The sequence below is a fragment of the Actinomadura rugatobispora genome, from assembly GCF_055379765.1.
In genome coordinates, this window is sequence record NZ_AP029191.1 from 10,900,862 (window position 1) to 10,920,791 (window position 19,930).

The 19,930-nt window shown below is 73.1% G+C and carries 23 protein-coding genes and 4 tRNA genes; 19 read left to right on the forward strand and 8 right to left on the reverse strand.

What is annotated here, in order from left to right; all coding sequences use genetic code 11:
* Positions 1–123 precede the first annotated feature (123 nt).
* The 3 genes from ACZ466_RS48740 to ACZ466_RS48750 all read left to right on the forward strand — a co-directional run bounded on the left by ACZ466_RS48740 (position 124) and on the right by ACZ466_RS48750 (position 3,231).
* Positions 124–1,302: an FAD-dependent monooxygenase gene (locus ACZ466_RS48740; protein WP_378283212.1), complete on the forward strand. Its 1,179-nt coding sequence runs from the start codon at positions 124–126 to the stop codon at positions 1,300–1,302.
* A gap of 35 nt (positions 1,303–1,337) precedes the next feature.
* The gene (locus tag ACZ466_RS48745) at positions 1,338–2,129 is read left to right on the forward strand and encodes an IclR family transcriptional regulator domain-containing protein (protein ID WP_378283211.1); all 792 of its coding nucleotides are present in this window, start codon (positions 1,338–1,340) and stop codon (positions 2,127–2,129) included.
* Positions 2,130–2,328: 199 nt separating this feature from the next.
* The gene (locus tag ACZ466_RS48750) at positions 2,329–3,231 is read left to right on the forward strand and encodes an iron chelate uptake ABC transporter family permease subunit (protein WP_464044059.1); all 903 of its coding nucleotides are present in this window, start codon (positions 2,329–2,331) and stop codon (positions 3,229–3,231) included.
* A 95-nt stretch (positions 3,232–3,326) separates the two neighbouring features.
* Here ACZ466_RS48750 and ACZ466_RS48755 read toward each other — a convergent pair whose 3' ends face one another.
* Positions 3,327–4,292: an alpha/beta hydrolase gene (locus tag ACZ466_RS48755; protein ID WP_378283209.1), complete on the reverse strand. Its 966-nt coding sequence runs from the start codon at positions 4,290–4,292 to the stop codon at positions 3,327–3,329.
* A 469-nt stretch (positions 4,293–4,761) separates the two neighbouring features.
* Between ACZ466_RS48755 and erm the strand changes: the two genes are divergently transcribed.
* Entirely contained in the window at positions 4,762–5,547 is a 786-nt protein-coding gene (erm, locus tag ACZ466_RS48760) for an ErmE/ErmH/ErmO/ErmR family 23S rRNA (adenine(2058)-N(6))-methyltransferase (RefSeq protein WP_378283208.1), read from the forward strand.
* 11 nt (positions 5,548–5,558) lie between these two features.
* Here the strand turns inward: erm and ACZ466_RS48765 are convergent, their stop codons facing one another.
* Complete coding sequence (locus ACZ466_RS48765; RefSeq protein WP_378283207.1) at positions 5,559–6,440, reverse strand: NmrA family NAD(P)-binding protein; 882 nt, start codon at positions 6,438–6,440, stop codon at positions 5,559–5,561.
* A 5-nt stretch (positions 6,441–6,445) separates the two neighbouring features.
* On the reverse strand, positions 6,446–7,531 hold the full coding sequence (locus tag ACZ466_RS48770; protein ID WP_378283206.1) for a saccharopine dehydrogenase NADP-binding domain-containing protein: 1,086 nt from the start codon (positions 7,529–7,531) through the stop codon (positions 6,446–6,448).
* Between the two features lie 81 nt (positions 7,532–7,612).
* Between ACZ466_RS48770 and ACZ466_RS48775 the strand changes: the two genes are divergently transcribed.
* Complete coding sequence (locus ACZ466_RS48775; RefSeq protein ID WP_378283205.1) at positions 7,613–8,221, forward strand: TetR/AcrR family transcriptional regulator; 609 nt, start codon at positions 7,613–7,615, stop codon at positions 8,219–8,221.
* A gap of 167 nt (positions 8,222–8,388) precedes the next feature.
* Here the strand turns inward: ACZ466_RS48775 and ACZ466_RS48780 are convergent, their stop codons facing one another.
* Entirely contained in the window at positions 8,389–9,030 is a 642-nt protein-coding gene (locus ACZ466_RS48780; RefSeq protein WP_378283204.1) for an alpha-ketoglutarate-dependent dioxygenase AlkB family protein, read from the reverse strand.
* Between the two features lie 317 nt (positions 9,031–9,347).
* On the opposite strand from ACZ466_RS48780, the gene ACZ466_RS48785 reads away from it, so the two are divergent.
* On the forward strand, positions 9,348–9,902 hold the full coding sequence (locus tag ACZ466_RS48785) for an AAA family ATPase (protein ID WP_464042055.1): 555 nt from the start codon (positions 9,348–9,350) through the stop codon (positions 9,900–9,902).
* A 44-nt stretch (positions 9,903–9,946) separates the two neighbouring features.
* Here the strand turns inward: ACZ466_RS48785 and ACZ466_RS48790 are convergent, their stop codons facing one another.
* Both ACZ466_RS48790 and ACZ466_RS48795 read right to left on the reverse strand, forming a co-directional pair.
* On the reverse strand, positions 9,947–10,561 hold the full coding sequence (locus tag ACZ466_RS48790; RefSeq protein WP_378283202.1) for a GNAT family N-acetyltransferase: 615 nt from the start codon (positions 10,559–10,561) through the stop codon (positions 9,947–9,949).
* 88 nt (positions 10,562–10,649) lie between these two features.
* The gene (locus ACZ466_RS48795; RefSeq protein WP_378283201.1) at positions 10,650–12,107 is read right to left on the reverse strand and encodes a benzaldehyde dehydrogenase; all 1,458 of its coding nucleotides are present in this window, start codon (positions 12,105–12,107) and stop codon (positions 10,650–10,652) included.
* 440 nt (positions 12,108–12,547) lie between these two features.
* Here ACZ466_RS48795 and ACZ466_RS48800 point away from each other — a divergent pair.
* From ACZ466_RS48800 to ACZ466_RS48815, 4 genes are all read left to right on the forward strand, one after another.
* Positions 12,548–12,620, forward strand: a tRNA-Val gene (locus ACZ466_RS48800).
* A 4-nt stretch (positions 12,621–12,624) separates the two neighbouring features.
* Positions 12,625–12,698, forward strand: a tRNA-Asp gene (locus ACZ466_RS48805).
* A gap of 33 nt (positions 12,699–12,731) precedes the next feature.
* A tRNA-Cys gene (locus ACZ466_RS48810) sits at positions 12,732–12,804 on the forward strand.
* Position 12,805: 1 nt separating this feature from the next.
* Positions 12,806–12,878: transfer RNA gene (locus ACZ466_RS48815), tRNA-Arg, on the forward strand.
* Positions 12,879–12,950: 72 nt separating this feature from the next.
* On the opposite strand, the gene ACZ466_RS48820 is transcribed toward ACZ466_RS48815, so the two are convergent.
* Positions 12,951–14,171, reverse strand: a complete 1,221-nt coding sequence (locus ACZ466_RS48820) for a hypothetical protein (protein WP_378283200.1) — start codon at positions 14,169–14,171, stop codon at positions 12,951–12,953.
* A 306-nt stretch (positions 14,172–14,477) separates the two neighbouring features.
* Between ACZ466_RS48820 and ACZ466_RS48825 the strand changes: the two genes are divergently transcribed.
* The 9 genes from ACZ466_RS48825 (at position 14,478) to ACZ466_RS48865 (ending at position 19,087) form a co-directional block, all read left to right on the forward strand.
* Positions 14,478–14,879 (forward strand): hypothetical protein, encoded by a 402-nt coding sequence (locus ACZ466_RS48825; protein ID WP_378283199.1) that lies wholly within the window; start codon positions 14,478–14,480, stop codon positions 14,877–14,879.
* Positions 14,880–15,295: 416 nt separating this feature from the next.
* Positions 15,296–15,748, forward strand: coding sequence for a gas vesicle protein GvpJ (gvpJ, locus tag ACZ466_RS48830; RefSeq protein ID WP_464042058.1), 453 nt, complete (start codon positions 15,296–15,298; stop codon positions 15,746–15,748).
* Positions 15,745–16,524 carry a GvpL/GvpF family gas vesicle protein gene (locus ACZ466_RS48835; protein WP_378283197.1) on the forward strand — a complete coding sequence of 260 codons (780 nt, stop codon included), beginning with the start codon at positions 15,745–15,747 and terminating at the stop codon, positions 16,522–16,524. The genes gvpJ and ACZ466_RS48835 overlap by 4 nt, the downstream gene beginning before the upstream one ends.
* Before the next feature lie 5 nt (positions 16,525–16,529).
* The gene (locus ACZ466_RS48840) at positions 16,530–16,769 is read left to right on the forward strand and encodes a gas vesicle protein GvpG (RefSeq protein WP_378283196.1); all 240 of its coding nucleotides are present in this window, start codon (positions 16,530–16,532) and stop codon (positions 16,767–16,769) included.
* A gap of 2 nt (positions 16,770–16,771) precedes the next feature.
* Positions 16,772–17,062 carry a gas vesicle protein GvpO gene (gene gvpO / locus ACZ466_RS48845; protein ID WP_378283195.1) on the forward strand — a complete coding sequence of 97 codons (291 nt, stop codon included), beginning with the start codon at positions 16,772–16,774 and terminating at the stop codon, positions 17,060–17,062.
* 21 nt (positions 17,063–17,083) lie between these two features.
* Positions 17,084–17,566, forward strand: a complete 483-nt coding sequence (locus ACZ466_RS48850) for a gas vesicle protein (RefSeq protein WP_378283194.1) — start codon at positions 17,084–17,086, stop codon at positions 17,564–17,566.
* Positions 17,563–18,402 (forward strand): GvpL/GvpF family gas vesicle protein, encoded by an 840-nt coding sequence (locus tag ACZ466_RS48855; RefSeq protein ID WP_378283193.1) that lies wholly within the window; start codon positions 17,563–17,565, stop codon positions 18,400–18,402. Before ACZ466_RS48850 ends, ACZ466_RS48855 begins: the two co-directional genes overlap by 4 nt.
* Complete coding sequence (locus tag ACZ466_RS48860) at positions 18,399–18,653, forward strand: gas vesicle protein (protein ID WP_378283192.1); 255 nt, start codon at positions 18,399–18,401, stop codon at positions 18,651–18,653. Before ACZ466_RS48855 ends, ACZ466_RS48860 begins: the two co-directional genes overlap by 4 nt.
* Complete coding sequence (locus ACZ466_RS48865) at positions 18,650–19,087, forward strand: gas vesicle protein K (RefSeq protein WP_378283191.1); 438 nt, start codon at positions 18,650–18,652, stop codon at positions 19,085–19,087. The genes ACZ466_RS48860 and ACZ466_RS48865 overlap by 4 nt, the downstream gene beginning before the upstream one ends.
* Positions 19,088–19,170: 83 nt before the next feature.
* Here ACZ466_RS48865 and ACZ466_RS48870 read toward each other — a convergent pair whose 3' ends face one another.
* The gene (locus ACZ466_RS48870) at positions 19,171–19,905 is read right to left on the reverse strand and encodes a Rho termination factor N-terminal domain-containing protein (RefSeq protein WP_378283190.1); all 735 of its coding nucleotides are present in this window, start codon (positions 19,903–19,905) and stop codon (positions 19,171–19,173) included.
* Positions 19,906–19,930: the final 25 nt, after the last annotated feature.

Genomic DNA, 19,930 nt, shown 5'->3' on the forward strand with positions numbered 1-19,930 from the left:
CAGAGTCGACGCCGTCCCAGGGATTGCCGCGTGACGTGCCCAGATGTTGACAGTCGCGGCAGGGCGTCCTAGCGTGAAACGAATCCCGAACACTTTTCGTTATTCGAAAATATTGGAGGGTCAGTGGGAAGCGATCGGTTGCGGGTGGCGATCGTGGGCGGCGGCATCGGCGGCCTGGCGGCCGCCAACGCCCTGGTGCGGCGCGGCATCGAGGTCACCGTCTTCGAACAGGCGCCCGCGCTCGGCGAGGTCGGCGCCGGTGTGCTGATCACGCCGAACAGCGTCCGGCAACTGGCCCGGATGGGGCTGGGCGAGGCGGTCGCCGAGCTCGGCGGCCGGGTCGGCGCCGGGTCGCGGTACTGCCGGACGGACGGCAGCACGGTCGGCCCGATCAGGACCGCGGACTCCGAGGGCGCGCACGGCGTCTACGGGATGCACCGCGCGGATCTCCTGGGGGCGCTCGCCGGCGCCCTCCCGGCCGGCGTGGTGCGCACGGGGCACCGCTGCGTCGGGTTCGAGCAGGACGCGGGCTCGGCGCGGCTGGCGTTCGCCGACGGCGCCCGTGCCGAGGCCGACGTCGTGGTCGCCGCCGACGGCATCCACTCCGCGCTGCAGAGGTACGTGGCCGAGCCGGCGGAGCCGGTCTACTCCGGGCACGTGGCCTACCGGGGGCTGATCGCCTCCGATGCCCTGCCGAGCTGGCCCAGGGACGCGCACCTGGTGTGGATGGGGGAGGGGAAGCACTTCATGGTCTACCCGGTGCGCGGCGGCGGCCTGCTCAACTACGTGGGCTTCCTGCCCAGCGCCGACGCGGCCGAGGAGACCTGGTCCGGCGTGGGCGACCCCGACGCGCTGCGCGCGGCCTTCACCGGGTGGGACCCGCTCGTCGGGGAGTTGCTCTCACGTGTCGAGACGACCTACTGGTGGGGGCTGTACGACCGCGAGCCCCTCCCCAAGTGGACGAACGGGAGACTGACGCTGCTGGGCGACGCGGCGCATCCGATGCTGCCGCACCTCGGCCAGGGCGCCAACCAGTCGATCGAGGACGGCGTGGCGCTCGCGGTAATGCTCGACGGCGGCTCACCCGAGGACGCGCCGCGCGCCCTGCGCTCCTACGAGGAGTTCCGCCGTCCCCGGACGGCCAAGGTGCAGGAGGGGGCGCGCGCCAACGGCCGCAGGTACGACTCCCAGTACGAGGACCTGCGCGAGCGGGACGCCGAGATCGCCGCGTCCGGCGAACTGCGCGCCTGGTTGTACGACCACGACGTCGAGCTTCGCGCCGGCGAGTTCGCGCGTGCTTGAAACGGGACGGCGACCTTCCGTATAAGGAGTCCGTGGTGCGATCACACGAGGACGCGGCGGCCGAGCCCGCCGGGAAGCGGCAGCCGGAGGGCATGGCCGGGCTGGCGAAGGGGCTGGCCATCGTCGAGGCGTTCACGGCCGAGCGCACGCAGCTGACGGTGACCGACGCCGCGCGCGCGACCGGCATCACGCCCGCCGCCGCCCGCCGCTGCCTCCTGACCCTGCGGGACCTCGGATACCTCCAGCAGGACGGCGGGCTCTTCCGCCCGACGCCGAGGATGATGCGGCTGGGCGCGGCGTACCTGGAGACGGCCAGCATTCCCGCGCTGGCGCAGCCCTTCGTGCTGGCCGCGCGCGACGAACTGAACGAGTCGGTGTCGGTCGCGGTGTACGACGACGGGTCCGCGCTGATCGTCGCGCGGGCCGAGGTCCAGCGCATCGTGAACACCGGGGTGCGGATAGGAGCGCGGCTCCCCGCCTACTCGTCGGCGTCCGGGCGGGTCCTGCTCACGGGTGTGCCCGAGGCGGAGCTGGCGGCCTACCTCGAGTCGTGCGCACCCGTTCGCACCACGCCGAACACGCTGGTGACCGTTCCGGAGATCCGCGGCAGGATCGACCTGGCCCGGGACGAGGGAGTGGCGTTCACCAACGAGGAGCTGGACTACGGCATACGCTCCATGGCCGTGCCCGTGACCGACTCGTCGGGCCGGGTGCGCGCCGCGCTGACCGCGAGCACGTTCACCGCTCGCGCCTCGATCGACGAGATGCGCCGCAACTTCCTGCCCGTTCTGCGCCGGCAGGCGGCCGGGCTGGGCCGGATGCTCTGATCCGGGACCTCTCCCGACATGGGCGACCAGCCGAGGAACCGACCGGCGCGATCATCGCCCGCAGCCCCTCGTCGAGCACATCGGCCCCCGCGGACGCCCATGGAGACGCAGCGTAGGGCGGGGGCGGGGCGACAAGCGAAAATGAATATGATTACCATTGCCCCTCGGATCGATCTTCATCGCCGAGGAAGGCCGCACCATGCCCCCACCCCCGCTGCCCAGGCCGGCGCCCGGCGCCGAGGCCGCAGCGCGTTCTGATGGGACGGCTCCGCAGGCGGCGCCGCGGCCCGGGCGACGGCCCGGTTCGCGCGTCGGCCTGCCGGTGGTGTGCCTCGCGCTGCTCGCCGTCCTGCTGGCCTCGGTGGTCGTGGCGATCGGGCTGGGAGCCGCGGCCGTCCCGCCCGCGGAGACCGCCCGGTACCTGTGGGCGGCCCTGACCGGGGGCCGGATCGCGGCGGACGAGGCGACGACGTACCAGATCGTCTGGCAGATCCGCACGCCGCGGGTGCTGCTGGCGGCGCTGGTGGGGGCGGGGCTCAGCGCGGTCGGCGTCGCGATCCAGGCGATGGTGCGCAACGCGCTGGCCGACCCCTTCGTGCTGGGGGTGTCCTCGGGCGCGTCCGTCGGAGCCGTCGGCGTCACGGTCACCGGCGGGCTGGCGGGGCTGGGCGTCTACATGCACACCGAGAGCTGCTACAACTACCCGGGCCACCCCGAACGCGTCACCCCGTTCGAGGCCCTCTACACCGACCTGGAGCGCCTCGGCAGGATCTTCGGCGTGGAGGCCATTGCGGCCGAGGACGTCATCATCAAGACCGCCGGGGGCCGGAACGTCTTCGACGGCCTCGACCAGCGATGGACGACGGTGTCGTGGGAGGCCGTCGCCCAGGCCGGGCCCGAGGTCCTGATCATCCTCGACTACGGCGACCGGCCCGCCGCCAAGAAGATCGAGTTCCTGAGGACCTCGCCGCACACCCGGCACCTGCCGGCCGTCAGGAAGAACAACTTCTTCGTCCTCGACTACAACGAGGGCATCAGCGGGCCGCGCGTCATCGACGGCACGGAGAAGTTCGCCAAGTACCTGCGCACCCTCCGCCGCTGATCGGCGCACCGCCGCCGGCACCTCGCCCAGGTCGGCAGGCTGGAGGCCGTGGCCGGATGGGACCGCCCGTGCCTTTCACCGCTAGCCTTACTTTGTTAAGGCGTCGGGCTGTGCAGGGCGTGCCGTACGGCGGTGCCTATCTGGGCCACGGCTTCGGCGGGGCGGCGGGCGTAGGAGCCCCAGCCGAGGAAGCCGTGGTCGAGCCCGGTGCCGGTGATGAGGGTGGTGGGGACTCCGGCTGCCCGCAGGTGCCGAGCGTACTGCTCGGCCTGGGGGCGCAGCTTGTCGTACTCGGCCGTCGCGATGATCGTCGGGGGGAGGCCCGCGGGGTCGGGGTCCATGAGTGGGGAGACCTCGGGACGGGTGCGGTCGGTGTCGCCGAGGTAGAGCCGTACGATGCGGGCCAGCCCGGAGGGGCTGAACTCCAGGCCGTCGGGGTCGGGCGGGTCCGGCGGGATCTCCCGCAGGTCGACGGCCGGGTAGACCAGGAGCTGGAGCACCGGCGCAGCGGCCCGGGCGTCGCGGAGGCGGAGGGCGGCGGACGCGGCGAGCTGCCCGCCCGCGCTGTCGCCGGCGGCGCCGATCCGGGCCGGGTCCAGGCCCAGGTCGCCGGCACGTGCGGTGACCTGGGCGATCGCGGCGACGGCGTCGTCCACGGGGGCGGGGAAGGGGTGCTCGGGCGGGCGGCGGTAGTCGACCGACACCCATCCGACGCCGCTGGCGACGGCCAGGGCGCGCACGACCGGGTCGTAGCTGTCGACATCGCCGAGCGCCCAGCCGCCGCCGTGGAAGTAGACCATCGCGGGGACGGGCGAGTCCGCGGAGGGCCGGTAGAGGCGGGCGGGCAGGGGGCCGCCGGGGCCGTCCAGCGTGAGGTCCTGGACGACGGCGACGGCGGGCCGGGGGAGCGGGGCCAGGTCGGCGGCGTGCTCGCGGCGGATCTCCTCGATCGTCCGGCGCCCGGCGGGAGGAGGGGAGGCCAGGCGGCGCCGCATGAAGGCCAGATAGTCGGGGTCTCGGCCCATGACGCTCCCGTCCGCGCGGTCTTCGGGGATGTGCACCAGCCTACGAAACCCTGGACCTTACTATGTCAAGGCCGATGGCCGGGATGCCGTGCCGACCTCCAGGAAAACCAGTTGGATGCCACCGCGAAGTCTCCCTAGGATCGGCGGCATGTGCGCAGTGACCGACGGCGCGGTCCAGGTGGCCGCGTATCTGGCCGCCGTAGCGCGGCCTCGCGCGCGTCGCCTCGTCCTGGACCAGCCAGGTCGCGCCGGCGCCTGATCTTCTTTCACGCCTGATCCTCTCGTGCGGGCGCACGCGCCGTGCCGTCCGCGTTCTTCCGCGTGCCTGTGCCTTGTGCGCCGTGCGTTCGTGCGGCGATGCCTTCCTGCCTGTCCAGGGCCTTCGAGCGTCCATGACCCTCGTATGCCCGGCCGCCTCGCAGCGGCCGGCGGCTAAGGACAGGCGACCGTGCCTCACCGTTCCACTCCACAGCGTTCCGCTCTGAACCGTTCCGCCGCTCGTCCCGTGCCCTCGGACCGGGGACGCAGGCGGCGCGTCCTCTCCCAGAACCTGCTGGCCGACCGTGCCACGCTGCGACGTTTCGCCCGTGCCGCCACCGACGGCGGCGGCCTGATCGTTGAGGTCGGCGCCGGCGACGGCCGGATCACCACGGCGCTGGCCGCCCGCGCCGAGCGCGTCATCGCCTACGAGATCGACCCGGAGATGACCGAGCGGCTGCGCACCCGCTGCGCCGGCCTGGACAACGTGCGCTGCGTGACCGGCGACTTCCTGAGGGCGAGCCCGCCGCTCGTCCCGTTCCACGTGGCGGGCAACATCCCCTACGCGGCCACCTCGCCGATCGTGGAGTGGTGCCTGCGCGCGCCGGGGCTCGGGTCGGCGACGCTGATCACGCAGCTGGAGTACGCGCGCAAGCGCACGGGCGGGTACGGCGGCCGGTGGAGCCGGTTGACCGTGGAGACCTGGCCGGTGTTCGGGTGGTGGCTGCTGGAGCGGATCCCGCGCGAGCGGTTCCGGCCGGTTCCGCGGGTGGACGCGGGCGTGCTGCGCCTGGAGCGGCGGGAGCGTCCGCTGCTGCCGGGGGAGGCGCTGGCCGAGTACCGGCGGTGCGTGGCGGCCGGGTTCGAGGGGAGGGGAGGGACGCTGCACGCTTCGCTGCGCCGGGAGTATTCGCGGGGGAGGGTGGACGCGGCGTTCCGTGCGGCGGAGCTGGAGCGGGGGACGGTGGTGGCCTACGTCCACCCCGATCAGTGGGTGAGGCTGTTCCGCGTCCTGCGCGGCCTCCCGGACTGAACCTTACTATGTCAAGGCCGCTGGCGGGATGCAATGAAAGCCTCCAAGGTCTGCGGTTCCCTGCCTCCTACTTCACCGATGGCGGGGGTCACCTCGTACAGCTCGTGGTGGGAGCCGATGGTGCGGAACAGCTGCCAGAGATGGTCCAGGTGCTCGACGGTGACGGCGTCCCCGTACAGGTCGAGGGCCTGGCGGCGCCACTGCTCGGGGGAGGGGCGCAGGTAGGTGAGGGGGGTGCCCGCGGCGGTGTGGGCGTGGACGATCTGCTCGACGGAGAGGATCTGCCCGGTCAGGCGGCACACCGGATCGGGGCCTGGGCCGGTGCCGGTCAGGATCCCGGTGGCGACCCGGGCGACGTCGACGGCGCCGACGAGCGGCACGACGGTGTCGGGCGGGCCGAGCGGGACGGGCAGTTCGCGTCGTCCTCCTGCCCGGACCAGGAAGTCCAGGTTCTCGAAGAACACGGCCGCGCGCAGGTGCACCGCGCCCACGCCGGCCCAGTCGAAGACCTGCTCGGCAAGCCAGTGGCGGCGCATGTGGGGTGTTCCGGCGTAGGGGTCGGCGGCCAGCTGGGACACCTCCACCACGCGTTCCACTCCTTGCCGGCGCGCGGCGGCCGCGAACGCCGCGGCGGCGGTGAGGAGCCCTTCGGTGACGGGGTAGGTGAAGTAGGCGCGGCGCACGCCGTCCAGCGCGGGGAGGACGGAGGTGATCTCCCGCAGGTCGCCGGCGACGACCTCGGCTCCCAGGCCGCGCAGGCGTGCGGCGCGGTCGTCGTCGGTGTGGACGAACGCGCGGACGGGGTGGCCTCGTTCCAGGAGCATCCGGGTGACCAGGAGGCCGGTGGAGCCCTGCCGTCCGCCGGCGGCGCCGGTGACCAGGATCGGTTCCATGGCCTTCACCCGTTCCCGTCGGCGGCCGCTGCGGGCAGGTGGAGGGTGAAGGCGCCGAGGTCTTCCAGGTCGCGCAGGAAGGGGGCGGCGGGGAAGGCTTCGGCCGGGCTGAGGACGCCGGTGGCGGTGGGGCCCTGCCCGTCGGCGATGCGCACGGCGGCCTCGACGGAGGCCAGTGCGGCGGCGCGCCACAGGTCGCGGCCGGTGAGGTGCCCGGAGGCGCCGGGTCCTTCGGGTGCGACGGCCTGGACGGCGACGGTGAAGTCGGTGGCGGCGCGGGTGTCGGCGTCGGCGTCCTCGGAGTCGAAGGCGCCGTCCTCCTGGAAGGTGGCGGCGGTCAGCATGAGGTCGACGTTGCGGGTGGGGACATGCCGGGGGATGGTGATCGTCTCGAAGGAGGGGAGTGGCGCGATCATGGTGCGGGGGCCGAGGGGCGGCGGGAAGGGGAAGACGGCGTTGCGGGGTTCGAGGTAGCCGGTGTGGAGGGCGCCGCCGGTGAAGGTGATGCGCTCGGTCTCGGCGAACAGCTGGGCGGCGGTGTTCTTGGCGCCGGTGGTCAGGCGCCAGCCGCTGACCGCGTAGCCGACGATGATGCGTTCGGCGGGGGCGGTGCCGCCGGGGGCGTGGCGGCGGTGGGCGACGGCGGAGGCGAGCAGGTCGCCGAGGCCGCCGTAGAAACTGAGGCCGGGGATCATGACGATGCCGGCGTCGCGCGCGGGGCCGGCGTGGGCGTCGAAGAGCCGTTTGACGTGGTGGGCCTCGATCGCGTGGTCGATGTAGTGGCAACCGGTCGCGGTGGCGGCGGTGGCGAGCGGCCCTCCGGTCTGGGAGAAGGGTCCGGCGCAGTGCACCAGTACCCGGGCGTTGGAGGTGAGCTCGTGCAGTGCGGCGGTGTCGTCGAGCGCGGCCGGGTGGACGTGGACGCGGGCGGGGTCGTCCAGGGTGGTTCGCAGGTGTGCGGCCAGGTCGTCGAGGGCGGTGGCGTCGCGTCCTGACAGGACGATGCGGCGGCCGCGTTCCAGGAGTTCGGCGGCGACCAGGCGGCCGGTGTGGCCGTAGGCTCCGTAGATCGCGATGAGCGGTGCGGTCATGGCCTGCTCATTTCCATACCTTGGGTATGTAACAGCCCGGAAGTTACATACTGGGAGTATGTCCCGTCAAGAGGAGGACGCATGCCGCGCCGTACCCAGGCCGAACGCTCGGACGAGACCACCTCCCGTCTGGTCGCCGCCGCCCGCGAGCTGTTCGGCGGCGAGGGCTACACCGCCACCTCCATCGACGCGATCGCCGCCGCGGCCGGGATGACCAAGGGCGCGGCCTACCACCACTTCCAGGGCAAGGCCGCGCTGTTCCGCGCGGTGTTCGTGCGCGAGCAGGAACTGATCGCCGCGCGGCTGGAGCAGGCGGCCGCCGCCGAGCCCGACGCGTGGTCGGCGCTGCGCCGGGGCTGCCGGACCTTCCTGGAGCACTGCCTGGACCCGCGTTTCCGGCGGATCGTGCTGCTGGACGGGCCGGCGGTGCTGGGCTGGGACGCCGTCCGCGCGATTGAGTACGAGCACACCCTGCGGGTGCTGGAGGCGGGGATCCGGCAGGCGGCGGCCGAGGAGTCGATGGTGGAGGGGCCGCTGGACGTCCGCGCCCAGATGATCTTCGGGGGACTGTGCGAGGCGGGGATGATGCTGGCGCGTTCCGACGCCCCGGAGAAGACCCTGCAGGCCGTGCTGGGGGAGGCCGAGCGACTCCTGCGAGGAGTGGCGGCCCTTCCGCGATCGGGGGAGTGAGGGCGCCCGCGGCCACGCCCGTTCGCCGAGGGGAGCATCACCCCGCGGAACAGAACCCCCTGACCAGCACCTTCTTCACCTCCACACCCATCGAGCAAAACCTTACGCCGTCAAGCTGCTGGGTGGTGGCAGATTCACCACCACCCAAACCCCAAAAATCACAGCACCTAGCGCAAACCGAACTCGCGGAGGGTGATGTTGAGTCGCCCACGGGGGAGGCCGATGTCGCGGGGTCCGGTACCGGGGAGGATGCCGGTGACGCCGTGGTAGGCCAGGCGTGACGGGCCGCCGAAGACGAACAGGTCTCCGGATTCGAGTTCGATGTCGCGCCACGGCCGGCCCCGGTTGTCGGTGTTGCCGAGGCGGAAGCGTCCGGTGTCGCCGAGGCTGAAGGAGACCACGGGCGCGCGGCTGCGTTCGTCGCGGTCCTGGTGCAGGCCCATCTTGGCGGCGTCGTCGTAGAAGTTCACCAGCGCGACGTCCGGCCGGTAGTCGGGGGCGCCGGGTCCGTAGGCGTCGGCGAGTGCGCGGCGGCCGAGCTCGGCGAGCCAGCCGGGGAAGGGTTTGACCGGTGCGCCGTCGACGTGGCGGAGGTAGCGGTAGGGCTCCCAGTGCCAGCCCAGGCAGACGGTCTGCACCGACATGACGCCGCCGCCCGGCAGGCGGGTGTGGCGCATTCCCGCCGGTGGGCGCGCCCACTCGCGGCTTGCCTGGACCAGGTGGCGTTGCTCGCCGCCGTCGAGCCAGTCGGGGATGTGGACGGCGCCTGGTGCCGGTTCGGAGCGTTCGCGCGGGATGAGCGTCGCCATGCGCCCACCGTAGGCCGGTCGGGCGACCAGGTTTGACGTCCTCCTTGTCGCATTCACCGCTCTGGACGTGGAGACGCACCGCCACTGCGACCGGCCTTTGGGGCGCGCTCGTGTGGGGTCTTCGCCCGGCGGCAGAACCCGGGGTACACCGGGTGATCGGAGGCGGCACCGACCTGACTGGCGGCTCCGCCGGTCCGTCCAGAGCGCTCGCCGTTTCCGCGTCTTGCGGCCCCGGTCTCCAGTTGGGTCGCCTGCCGCGTCGCTACTTTGGGTCGTGTTCGGGAGAAGGAGGGGGAGCGGAGCGCGTGGAGGACGTGGTGGAGGCGGGCGAGCTGGTGGTGTTGACGGGGTCGCCGGGTACGGGGAAGACGACGGTGGCGCGGTTGCTGGCCGATGAGATGTCGTCGAGTGTGCATCTGCATGCCGATGATTTCTGGCGTTTCATCCGGCGTGGCGGGATCATGCCGTATCTGCCTGGGGCGAGGCGGCAGAACGCGGTGGTGATGGAGGTTCTGGCGGGCGCGGCGTGCGGGTATGCGGGCGGCGGGTTCCACGTGGTGGTGGACGGTGTCGTGGGCCCCTGGTTCCTGGATCGGTTCTCGCGCGCGGCCGGTGAGGCGGGGTTGGGGTTGCACTATGTGGTGCTGCGGGCCGACGAGGAGACCACGGTGGCACGCGGGGCCGGTCGCGGGGAGGGTGAGCTGACCGATCCGGAGGTGCTGCGGGGGATGTACGCGCAGTTCGCGGATCTGGGGCCGTTGGAGGCGCACGTGCTGGACAACGGCGGCCTGGACGCGGTGGGGACGGCGGCGGCGGTGCGGGAGGGCATCGCCGAGGGCCGGTTCCTGCTGCCGGCGTCCCCCGACGCCTGAGCGCCGGCTTCAAGGGGGACGCGGCGTCCCGGTCGGGCGCGGGTTCAGGTCGGTGGCGGCTGGGAGGCGGCGGCCTGGCGTTTCCAGGTGGCGGCGTCGAGGCGGTACAGGACGCCGGGGCGGACGGGGCTGCCGACCGGGACGAGCGGGTGCTCGAAGTCGCCGTCGGGGTCGCGGGTCATTCCGATGCGCGTCATGACGGCCTGGGAGCGGAGGTTGGCGGGTGTGGTGAAGGAGACGATCTCCCCAAGGCCGAGGTCCTGGAAGCCGTGGGCCAGGGCGCGGCGGGCGGCTTCGGTGGCGTAGCCGTGGCCCCAGGCGTGGCGGGCCAGCCGCCAGCCGATCTCCACGGCGGGGGTGAAGTGGGCGGTGAAGGAGGGCACCGACAGTCCGGTGAAGCCGATGAACTCGCCGGTGGCGGTGATCTCGACCGCCCAGAGGCCGAAGCCGTTGCGGTCGAAGCCGTCCTGGATGCGGTCGGCGAGCGCGTCGCTCTGGGCGGGGGTGAGGCGGGCGGGGAAGTGCTCCATGACGTCGGGGTCGGCGTTGAGGGCGGCGAAGGGGGCGCGATCGGAGGGTAGCCAGGGGCGCAGCAGCAGGCGGGCAGTGCTCAGTGCGGGCGCCTGCGGGGCGTGGTGTCGGTCCACCCGTCGGTTCACTTGGCCGACCCTAACGGGTCCTGCCCCCGGCCGCTGGGGATGGTCGCGGCCGGGGGCGGGGCCTCTCCCCCGGGGGAGCGGGGAGGGGTCAGAAGGGGTGGGGGGCGATGTCGCCGCGCATGGTGAGCCACTGGGTTTCGGTGAAGGCCTCGATGTTGGCGTCGGCGCCGCCGAAGCGGGCGCCGTTGCCCGAGGCGGCCAGGCCGCCGAAGGGGACGAAGGGTTCGTCGTTGACGGTCTGGTCGTTGATGTGGACCAGGCCGGTGGGGACGGCGTCGGCGATCCGCATGGCCTGGCCGACGTCGCCGAGGACGCCCAGGGACAGGCCGTACTCGCTGTCGGTGGCCAGCTCGACCGCCTCCTGGAGGGTGCCGAAGGCCAGGACCGGGGCGACGGGGCCGAAGACCTCCTGGGCGTAGGCGGGCATGGCGGGGGTGACCTCGGCCAGGACGGTGGGCCGGTAGAACAGGTCGTGGTGGGTGCCGCCCGCGGCCAGGCGGGCGCCGGCGGAGACGGTGTCGCGGACCAGGGTGTCGATGTGGTCGAGCTGGTTGCGGTCGATGATGGGGCCGAGGGCGACCTGCGCGGTGGCGGGGTCGCCGACGGGGAGTTTGTCGGCCTTGGCGGCCAGGGCGTCGACGTAGTCCTCGTGGAGGCTGTGGTGGACCAGGTGGCGTCCGGTGGTCATGCAGATCTGGCCCTGGTGCAGGAAGGAGCCCCAGGCGGCGGCGGAGACGGCCTTGTCGATGTCGGCGCCGGGCAGCACGATGAGGGCGTTGTTGCCGCCCAGTTCCAGGTGGGCGCGTTTGAGGAGGCGTCCGCAGGTTTCGCCGATCCGGCGTCCGGCGGCGGTGGATCCGGTGAAGGAGACCACGCGGACCTGGGGGGCGGTCACGACGGCCTCGCCGACGTCGGCGCCGCCGGGCAGCAGGTGCAGCAGGCCTTCGGGCAGGCCCGCCTCCTGGAAGACGCGGGCGAGGACGACGCCGCCGCACACGGCGGTGCGGGGGTCGGGTTTGAGCAGGACGGCGTTGCCGAGCGCGAGGGCGGGGGCGACCGAGCGCATCGACAGGATCAGGGGGAAGTTGAAGGGGGCGATGACGCTGACGACGCCGGCGGGGCGTCGCCGTGCCAGGCTCCAGCGGTCCTGGGCGGAGGGCAGGACCTGGCCCTGGGGGTGGGAGGGGAGGGCGGCGGCCTCGTGGCACAGGCTCGCGGCGAAGCCGGTTTCCAGTTCGGCCTTGGGCGGGATGGATCCGGCCTCGCGGACGATCCAGTCCTGGATCTCGGCGGCGTGCTCGGCGAAGAGGGCGCCGGCGCGGCGCAGGACGGCGGCGCGTTCGGGGTAGGGGCGGGCGGCCCAGTCGCGCTGGGCCCGGGCCGCGGTGGCGGCGGCGTGCTCGGCGTCGGATGCGGCGGCGCGGCCCAGGACGCCCAGGGTGGCGCCGGTGGCGGGTTCGACGGCGTCGTAGGTGCCGGCGGCGCCGGGCGTCCAGGCTCCGTTGAAGATCTTGCCGGACCATGTGTCCGTGTCGAGCAGCGGCATTCTGGTTCCTCCTCCTGGGCCGGCGGCGCTCGCCCGCTCCTCCCAACCTGCCCGCCGGGTGGGAGCGGCCGGGCAGAACCCTTCCGGTGAGTGGAAGGGGCGGGTGCGCGGGGCGGGCGGAAAATGCGTTGCGGGACGGGGCGGCGGGCGGGCACTGTAGTGACCACAGGCCGGGCGCCCCGGAAAGGGGCGCGTGAGGGCGCGGAGGGAGTGGAGCGGCATGGCGACGCGGTGCGACCGATGTGATGATCGGTGCGGCGGTCGGGATGATCGGGCGGTGACCGCTCCGGTGTGTCCCCGGCGGCGACGGCCCGCGGCGTTCTGACCGCGGACGCCTTCCCCGGGTCCCGCGTCCGCAGCGGACTCCCCGGTTCCTTTCCTTCCCTCCTTTCTCTTTGACGCGCCTTTCGTTGGGGCTCGTTCTCTTCTTGTTGTGCCGAAGACCGGTAGCTCAGTGGCCAGAGCATCCCGTTCACACCGGGACGGCCGGCGGTTCGAGTCCGCCCCGGTCTACGAAGGCCTCGTGGCTCAGTGGTCGAGAGCACCGGTCTGTCTCACCGGGGGTCGTGGGTTCGAATCCCACCGAGGTCGCGGGTCCGCCCTGCGGGGAGGGCGGGGCCATGTGGCGCTGTGACCGAGTGGTTGAGGTGACGGTCTGCAAAGCCGTTCTACGTGGGTTCGAATCCCACCAGCGCTTCCTCCCTGTAGCTCAGCGGACAGAGCGCCGGCCTCCGAAGCCGGAAGTCGCAGGTTCGATTCCTGCCGGGGAGACTCGTCCCGCCGCGCCCGCGCGCGGCGGGAACCGGGAAGAGCGCCCGAGGGCCGCGCCGGCGGCCGCTGATGTCACCAGGGGACGGCGGCGACGCGGATGTGGTCGTCGGCGGGGTTGTAGTACGACATCAGCAGGTCGCTGCCGGTGCTCAGCTCCGGGTGCCCGATGTAGGCGCGGCACAGGTCCACTCCCGACTGCCCTCCGCAGGGCATCCGTCCCGACCGCGCGGGCCGCCACGGTCCGGCCGGGGACGGTGCGCGCCATATCCGGAAGTCCCCGTTGACGCCGTGCTGCTCGATGAGCGCGTACCCCTTGCCGACGCGGGAGTAGTCGGCGACGTGGACGCCGGTGGGCGCCGCCCCGTATAGCACGGACTGGGCCCGGGAGGCGTCGGTCGTCCACCGGCCGGCGCTCCAGTACTCGTAGGCCGAGGCCGTCGCCCAGGCGCCGGGGTCGGCGCGGACCCGGGCGAGGGTGACGCGGCCGCCCCGGCAGGTTCCGAACGCCTGGTCGTCGCAGACCGAGGCGTACAGGTAGAGGTGGCCGCCCGCGAAGACGGGTGAGCCGAGGTTGTGCTGGAACGGCAGGCCGTGGGGCGCGGTGAACACCCGGACCTGACCGCCCAGGGCGTTGGCGGCCGGCCGGTAGGACACCAGCCCGAATCCCTGGGTGCTGATGACCTGGCCGCGTACGCACACGTCGGTGTAGGCGATCAGGAGCGTGCGGGTGCCGGGCAGGCGTGCCATGCCCGAGGCCCAGGAGGCGCTGTAGGCCTGGCCGGGGATGCGGCACGGCTGGTAGGTAGCCTGCGCGCCGGGGCCGGGGCCGGCCGGTCCTGTGCCCGGGCCGGGAGCGGGGAGGATCAGTCCGGGCGGTGTCGGCAGCATGCCCTGCGGCGGGTGCGGGGACGGGCCGGGGCGTGGCGCGGCCGGAGGCGCGGGGATCTCGGTGAGGGCGGTGGGGACCCGGCCGGGGCGGAAGGGCCCGGACGCGGCGGTCGCGCCCATCCACAGGCCGCGGTGCGCACCCGACCAGACCGTGTCGCAGAACAGCCACAGGGCCCGTCCGGGGTCGCCGGGCAGTTCGGCGGAGAAGCCGCAGTCGCGGTCGACGCGGTTGCCGGGCGCGGCGGTCTCGTACCGCGACAGGACGCGGGAGGGCGGGGCCGCGTCGGTGACCGGCGATGGTGTGGAGGGGCCGAGCAGGGGCGTCAGGAGAACGGCGGTCAGCGCCGCGGCCGCGATGAAGGCCAGCCAGGCGCCTGACCGGCGGCGCATGGGGGATCGCGCCATGGATGCCCTCCCGCTGCCGTACCGGCCGATGAACACCACAGCGTGCCGTGCCCGCGGCGCCGCGATCAACCCCGTCCCGGCCCGGGCGTGGCCAAAGCGGACCGCCGCAGCCCTCCCCCGGGGGTCGCTGGAGGACGGCTCGGGGCACGGCCGGTGCTGCTCTGAGCTGGCCGGGCCGTGGAGGGGGCGATGTTTGCCGCTGGTCGGCGGGGTACAGCGGGATTGACAGCACCCCCCGGGCATGACGGCCGGATACAGGCCGCCCCCCATGCCCCTTCGCCCCCGGAGAAGAAGAGGAAGACCCCGATGGAGACCCCCTCGATCCGCAGCGGCGCCGACCGCGTCAAGCGCGGCGCCGCCACCGCCGGCGATACGGCCAAGGACACCACAGACACCGCCAAGGACACCGCCAAGGAGAATGGCGGCCGTATCTCCGGCCGCGCCAAGGACACCGCGGTCGTCGCCAAGGGCGGCGTCAAGGACGCCGCCGGGAGCGCGGGCCGTTCCGCCCGTCGTGCAGGGCAGGGCGCGCAGCATGCGGCGTCCCAGGCCGCCGGGCAGGTGGGCGGTGCGGTGACGGCCGTTCCCGGCCAGGTCGCCAAGCTCACCAAGCTGATGACGCTGCGGCGGGTGCTGCGCGCCGCTCCCGCCGTCGCCGCCGCGGGCGTCGCGGTCCTGGTGGGCCGCCGTGTGATCCGCAAGCGCTGACCGCGGCCCGCCGCACCCGGCCGACGACACCCGGCCGGCTGCCGGCCGCCGCCCCGCGCACAGCAACGCCGACCCACCGCCGAGCCGTGCCCATCCGCGCCCGTGCCCATCCGCGCCCGTGCCCATCCGCGCCCATGCCCGCCCGCGCCGATCGGCGCCGGCCAGGGCAGGCGCCCCGGGTGCTCGTCGTGGTCCGGGCGTTCCTCCAGCGTGCGCTGTGTGAAGGGCCGGGCCCGCACGGGCCCGGTCCTCCCTGTTGGGACGCGTATGACCGAATCGTGGCGTCCTGTTTAGGCGAGCACGCTCGGGTACTAGACCGGCCTGGCACACAACACGCAAACCACCACAAGTCACATCGGCATCGGCAGCAACAGCGATGCCGACCCCCAAACCCCGAGGACAAGGAGTGGAATGAGATGAGCGGCCCCATCGCTCAACAGACCGCCGGCACCAGCACCTACCAGCCCGCTCAGCAGAGCGGCGGACGCGGCGGCGGCCTCGCCGACGTCGTCGACCTGATCCTCGAAAAGGGCCTGGTCATCGACCTGTACGCCCGCGTCGCGCTGGTCGGCATCGAAATCCTCACCGTGGACGTCCGGATCGTGGTCGCCAGCGTCGACACCTACCTGCGCTTCGCCCAGGCCTGCAACCGGCTCGACATCGCCAACACCGGCAACGCCCAGGGCCTGCCCGACATGGTCGGCGGCCTCACCGAGTCCGCCGCCAACCGCAAGACCAAGGGCGCCCTGCAGGGCGCGCAGGAGAAGTTCAAGGAGACCTTCGGCTCCGACGACGAGGACGCCGAGCCCGCCAAGCAACCCGCGCGCCGCCGCTCGGCCCGCAAGGAGGACAAGGAGGACGACCAGTGACCGCCCCCACCGACACCGGCGCCGGCGCCGGACCCGCCGCCCAGTACGTCTACGGCGTCACCCGCGCCGACAGCGACCTCCCCGGCGAGCTCACCGGCCTGGACGGGCGGCCCGTCACCCTCATCGCCCACCAGGACTGCGCCGCCCTCACCAGCGACCTGCCCGCCGGCCGCCCCCTGGGCGAACGCTCCGACCTGCTCGCCCACCAGCACGTCCTGGAAGCCCTCCTGGAGGCCGGCACCGTCGCCGTCCCCTTCCGCTTCGGCGCCGCGCTCGCCGGACCCGAAGCGGTGGAGAAGGAACTGCTGGCCGCCAACGCCGACCGCCTCACCCAGATCCTCGACCAGCTCGACGGCCGCCTGGAGATGCGGGTCCGCGGCACCTACGTCCAGGACGCCGTCCTGCGCGAACTCCTCACCGACGACCCGCAGATCGCCGACCTCAACGCCCGGCTCCGCCAGATCCCCGAGGACGCCGCCGACGCCGCCTACTACGACCGCGTCCGCCTCGGCGAAATGATCGCCCACGCCCTCGAACAGCGCCGCGAACACGACGCCCAAGCCCTCCTGGAACCCCTCGCCGGAGCCGCCGAGGCCACCGTCCGCAAGCAGCCCGCCCGCGAGGACGACGTCGTCGACGCCGCCTTCCTCATCGACGCCGCCCGCCGCGAGCACTTCGAGAACACCGTCCGCGAACTGGGTGCCGCCCACGCCGACCGCATCACCCTGCGGCTCATCGGACCGCTGCCGCCCTACGACTTCGTACCGGAGGCCTGAGCCGCATGGGACTGTTCACCGGCCTGGTCACCCTCCCGCTGGCCCCCGTCCGCGGCGTCGTCTGGCTCGCGGAGGTCCTGCAGGAACAGGCCGAGGCACAGCTCTACGACCCCGGCCGCATCGCCGCCGAGATGCGCGACATCGCCGACGCGGTCGCGGCCGGGGAGATGAGCGAGGAGGAGGCCGCCGAGCGCGAGGAGGAACTGGTCCGCAGGCTCGCCCGCCGTCCCCCGGGAGAAGGCTGACCATGATCTCCGCCGCCGAGGCCGCCAAACGCGCCGTTCACCACGTCACCGAGATGACCGGCCGCGCCGCCGAGAGCGTCATCGGCGTCCAGCGCACCGCCCCCTCCGGCGACGGCGACGCCGGCGGGGGAGAGGGCGGATGGTGCGTGACCGTCGAGGTCGTCGAGACCCACCGCATCCCCGACTCCGCCGACATCCTGGCCACCTACCAGGCCGAGGTCGACGCCGACGGCGAGCTGGTCTCCTACCGGCGGCTCCGCCGCTACCCGCGCGGACGAACCGGCCACGACTGACCCGACACTGCTGGAGGACATGTGAGCGAGATCTCCTGGACCGGGGCCCGCAACCCGGCCCGCACCACCGCCGAACGACCCGGCGGCCCACCCGCGGCCAACCTCGCCGACCTGCTGGAACGCATCCTGGACAAGGGCATCGTCATCGTCGGCGACATCCGCGTGAACCTGCTGGACATCGAACTGCTCACCATCAAACTGCGGCTGCTGGTCGCCTCCGTCGACCGCGCCAAGGAGATGGGCATCGACTGGTGGGAGCACGACCCCTCACTGTCCTCCCGCGCCCGCCAGAGCCAAGCGGTGACCTCCTCCACCTCCGAACTGTCCTCAGAACAGGCGCTGCTGGAGGAGAACCGGCGACTGCGCGAACGCCTCGACGCCCTCGAAGCCGCGCACACCCCCAACGAAACAAGCGACACCGCCGACACCGCCGCCGATACCGGGGACGCCGGCGGCCAGAGCAAGACCGGCGCCCCCACCCGACGAAAGGCCGACCGCACGTGACCACCGACACCACCACGACCGCCGCCACCGCCGTCTACCTCTACGGCGTGGCACGCGACCTGGACCCGGCGGCACTGGACGGCACCCCCGGAGTCGCCGCCGCCCCCGTCCGCGCCCTCACCGCCCCCACCGGCCTCACCGCCCTGGTCAGCACCGTCCGCCTCGACCAGTACGGCGAGGACGCGCTGCGCGCCAACCTGGAGGACCTGACCTTCCTGGAGGACACCGCCCGCGCCCACCACCAGGTCGTCGACCGCGCCGCGCACACCGCGCCCACCGCCCCCGTGCGCATCGCCACCCTCTACCGCGACGACGACCGCGTCACCCGGCTCCTCACCGACCAGCACGACCACTTCACCCAGATCCTGGACGCCATCACCGGCCGCACCGAATGGGGCATCAAGGCCTACGCCCACGCCGAGGCCTACCAGAACCCCCCGACCGGCACCCCGACGGCACCGGCGACGGCGACGGAACCGGACACGGGCGGTGCCGGCACCGCCTACCTCAAACGGCGGCAGGACGAACGCCGCCGCACCCAGGACGCAACCCGCCGCATCACCGAACAGGCCGAGACGCTCCACGCCGACCTGGCCGCCCACGCCGCCGCCACACGCCGGCACCCCCCGCAGGACCCGCGCCTGTCAGGCCACCAGGGCACCATCGTCCTCAACGTCGCCTACCTGGTCGACGACGACCACGCCCAGGACTTCCTGCAGACCGCACGCGACTTCGACGACCGCCTCCCCGGCATCGAGATCCAGGTGACCGGCCCCTGGCCGCCCTACTCCTTCATCGAGGGGACGCACACCGAAGGGACGCGCGCGGCCCCATGACCATCCCCCTCGACACCGGCACCGGCCCCTCTCCCGGCGCGCCGATGGAACGGGTCGCCCTGGTCGACCTGCTCGACCGGCTCCTGGCCGGAGGCGTCGTCATCACCGGCGACCTGGTCATCTCCATCGCCGAGGTCGACCTCGTGCACGTCTCCCTGCGCGCCCTGATCACCACCGTCCAGGAAGAGATCCTGCCCGGCCTCACCGCCGACGGCAGAGCCCGGCCAGGCGCCAGGAAGGAGCAGCCATGAGGCGCGACCCCCTCACCGGCGAGGCCACCGTCCACGACGCCACCCCCGCCAACGCACCCTGGAACACCCGCCCCACCGACCAGCAGGCCGACCCGCTCCAAGAACTCCAAGGACCGGTACAGGCACGCGCGGTGCGCTCCACCCCCGGATCCAGCGCCCTGCGGCAACGACTGCGCTCCGACCCCGAGACCGTGGAACGCGACCTGGTCAAACTCGTCCTCACCCTCGTCGAGCTGATCCGCCAGCTCATGGAACGCCAGGCGCTGCGCCGCGCCGAAGGCGGCGACCTCACCGACGAGCAGATCGAACGCCTCGGCCTGGCCCTCATGCGCCTCGAAGAGGCCATGACCAAACTCAAGGACCACTTCGACCTCGACGACCACGACCTCAACCTCGACCTCGGCCCCCTGGGCCCCCTCCTTCCCGACGACTGACCCCGGCACGCACGGGAGCGGTGCCGGGGCCTGTACGAGGATCTGAAACCGGGGGACGCGGGGGAGGGCGGCTATGTGACCGCCTACTTGACCGGCTCGGTGGAACGGGAGGCCTGCCGGATCGCCTCGACCAGCTGCTGCTTGCTCATCTTCGAACGCCCGGGAATGTCCAGATCACGCGCCAGCTGGTACAGCTCCTGCTTGCCCATGGACTCATCCACCTGCACCGGCGCCCCGGCCGCGCCCGCCTTCACGTCTTCCTTCGCCACCGGCTCGGACTCGGGCTCGGACTCGGGTTCAGGGGAGGCCTTCGACTCGGCAGGCTCAGCGGGGGAGGGGGCGGGGACCTCCGCCGCCTTGGAAGCGTCAACCGCCTCCGGCTTCTCGGGCTCAGGCTCGGGCTTGTCCGGCTCGGCGGTCTTGGCCTCGACCGGCGACTCAACCGGCTTGGACTCCGCGCTCGCAGGCTCGGGCTCGGCAACCTCAGACGCAACCTCGGACTTGGGCTTGGACTCGGGCGCGGGGGCCTCCGCCTTGGCCTCGGAAGACTCGGACCCGGCGGCGGGCTCAGGCTCAGGCTTGGCCTCGGGCTTGGCCTCGGACGCCGCGGGCTTCTCGGGCTCGGGCTTCTCCGGCTGCTCCGTCTTCGGCGGGACTTCGGCCTTGCCGGAGGCCGAGGCCGACTCCACCGGCTCCGAACCCTCGGCCGGCGCCGCGGACCCCTCGACCGCCTTGGGCGCCTTGGAGTCCTCCGACGCCTCGGCGGGCTCGGCGCCCTGGGGCTTGCCCAGCCGGGGCCCCACCATCGTCAGCGCCACGTGATACACCCGGGTGCCCTCGCCG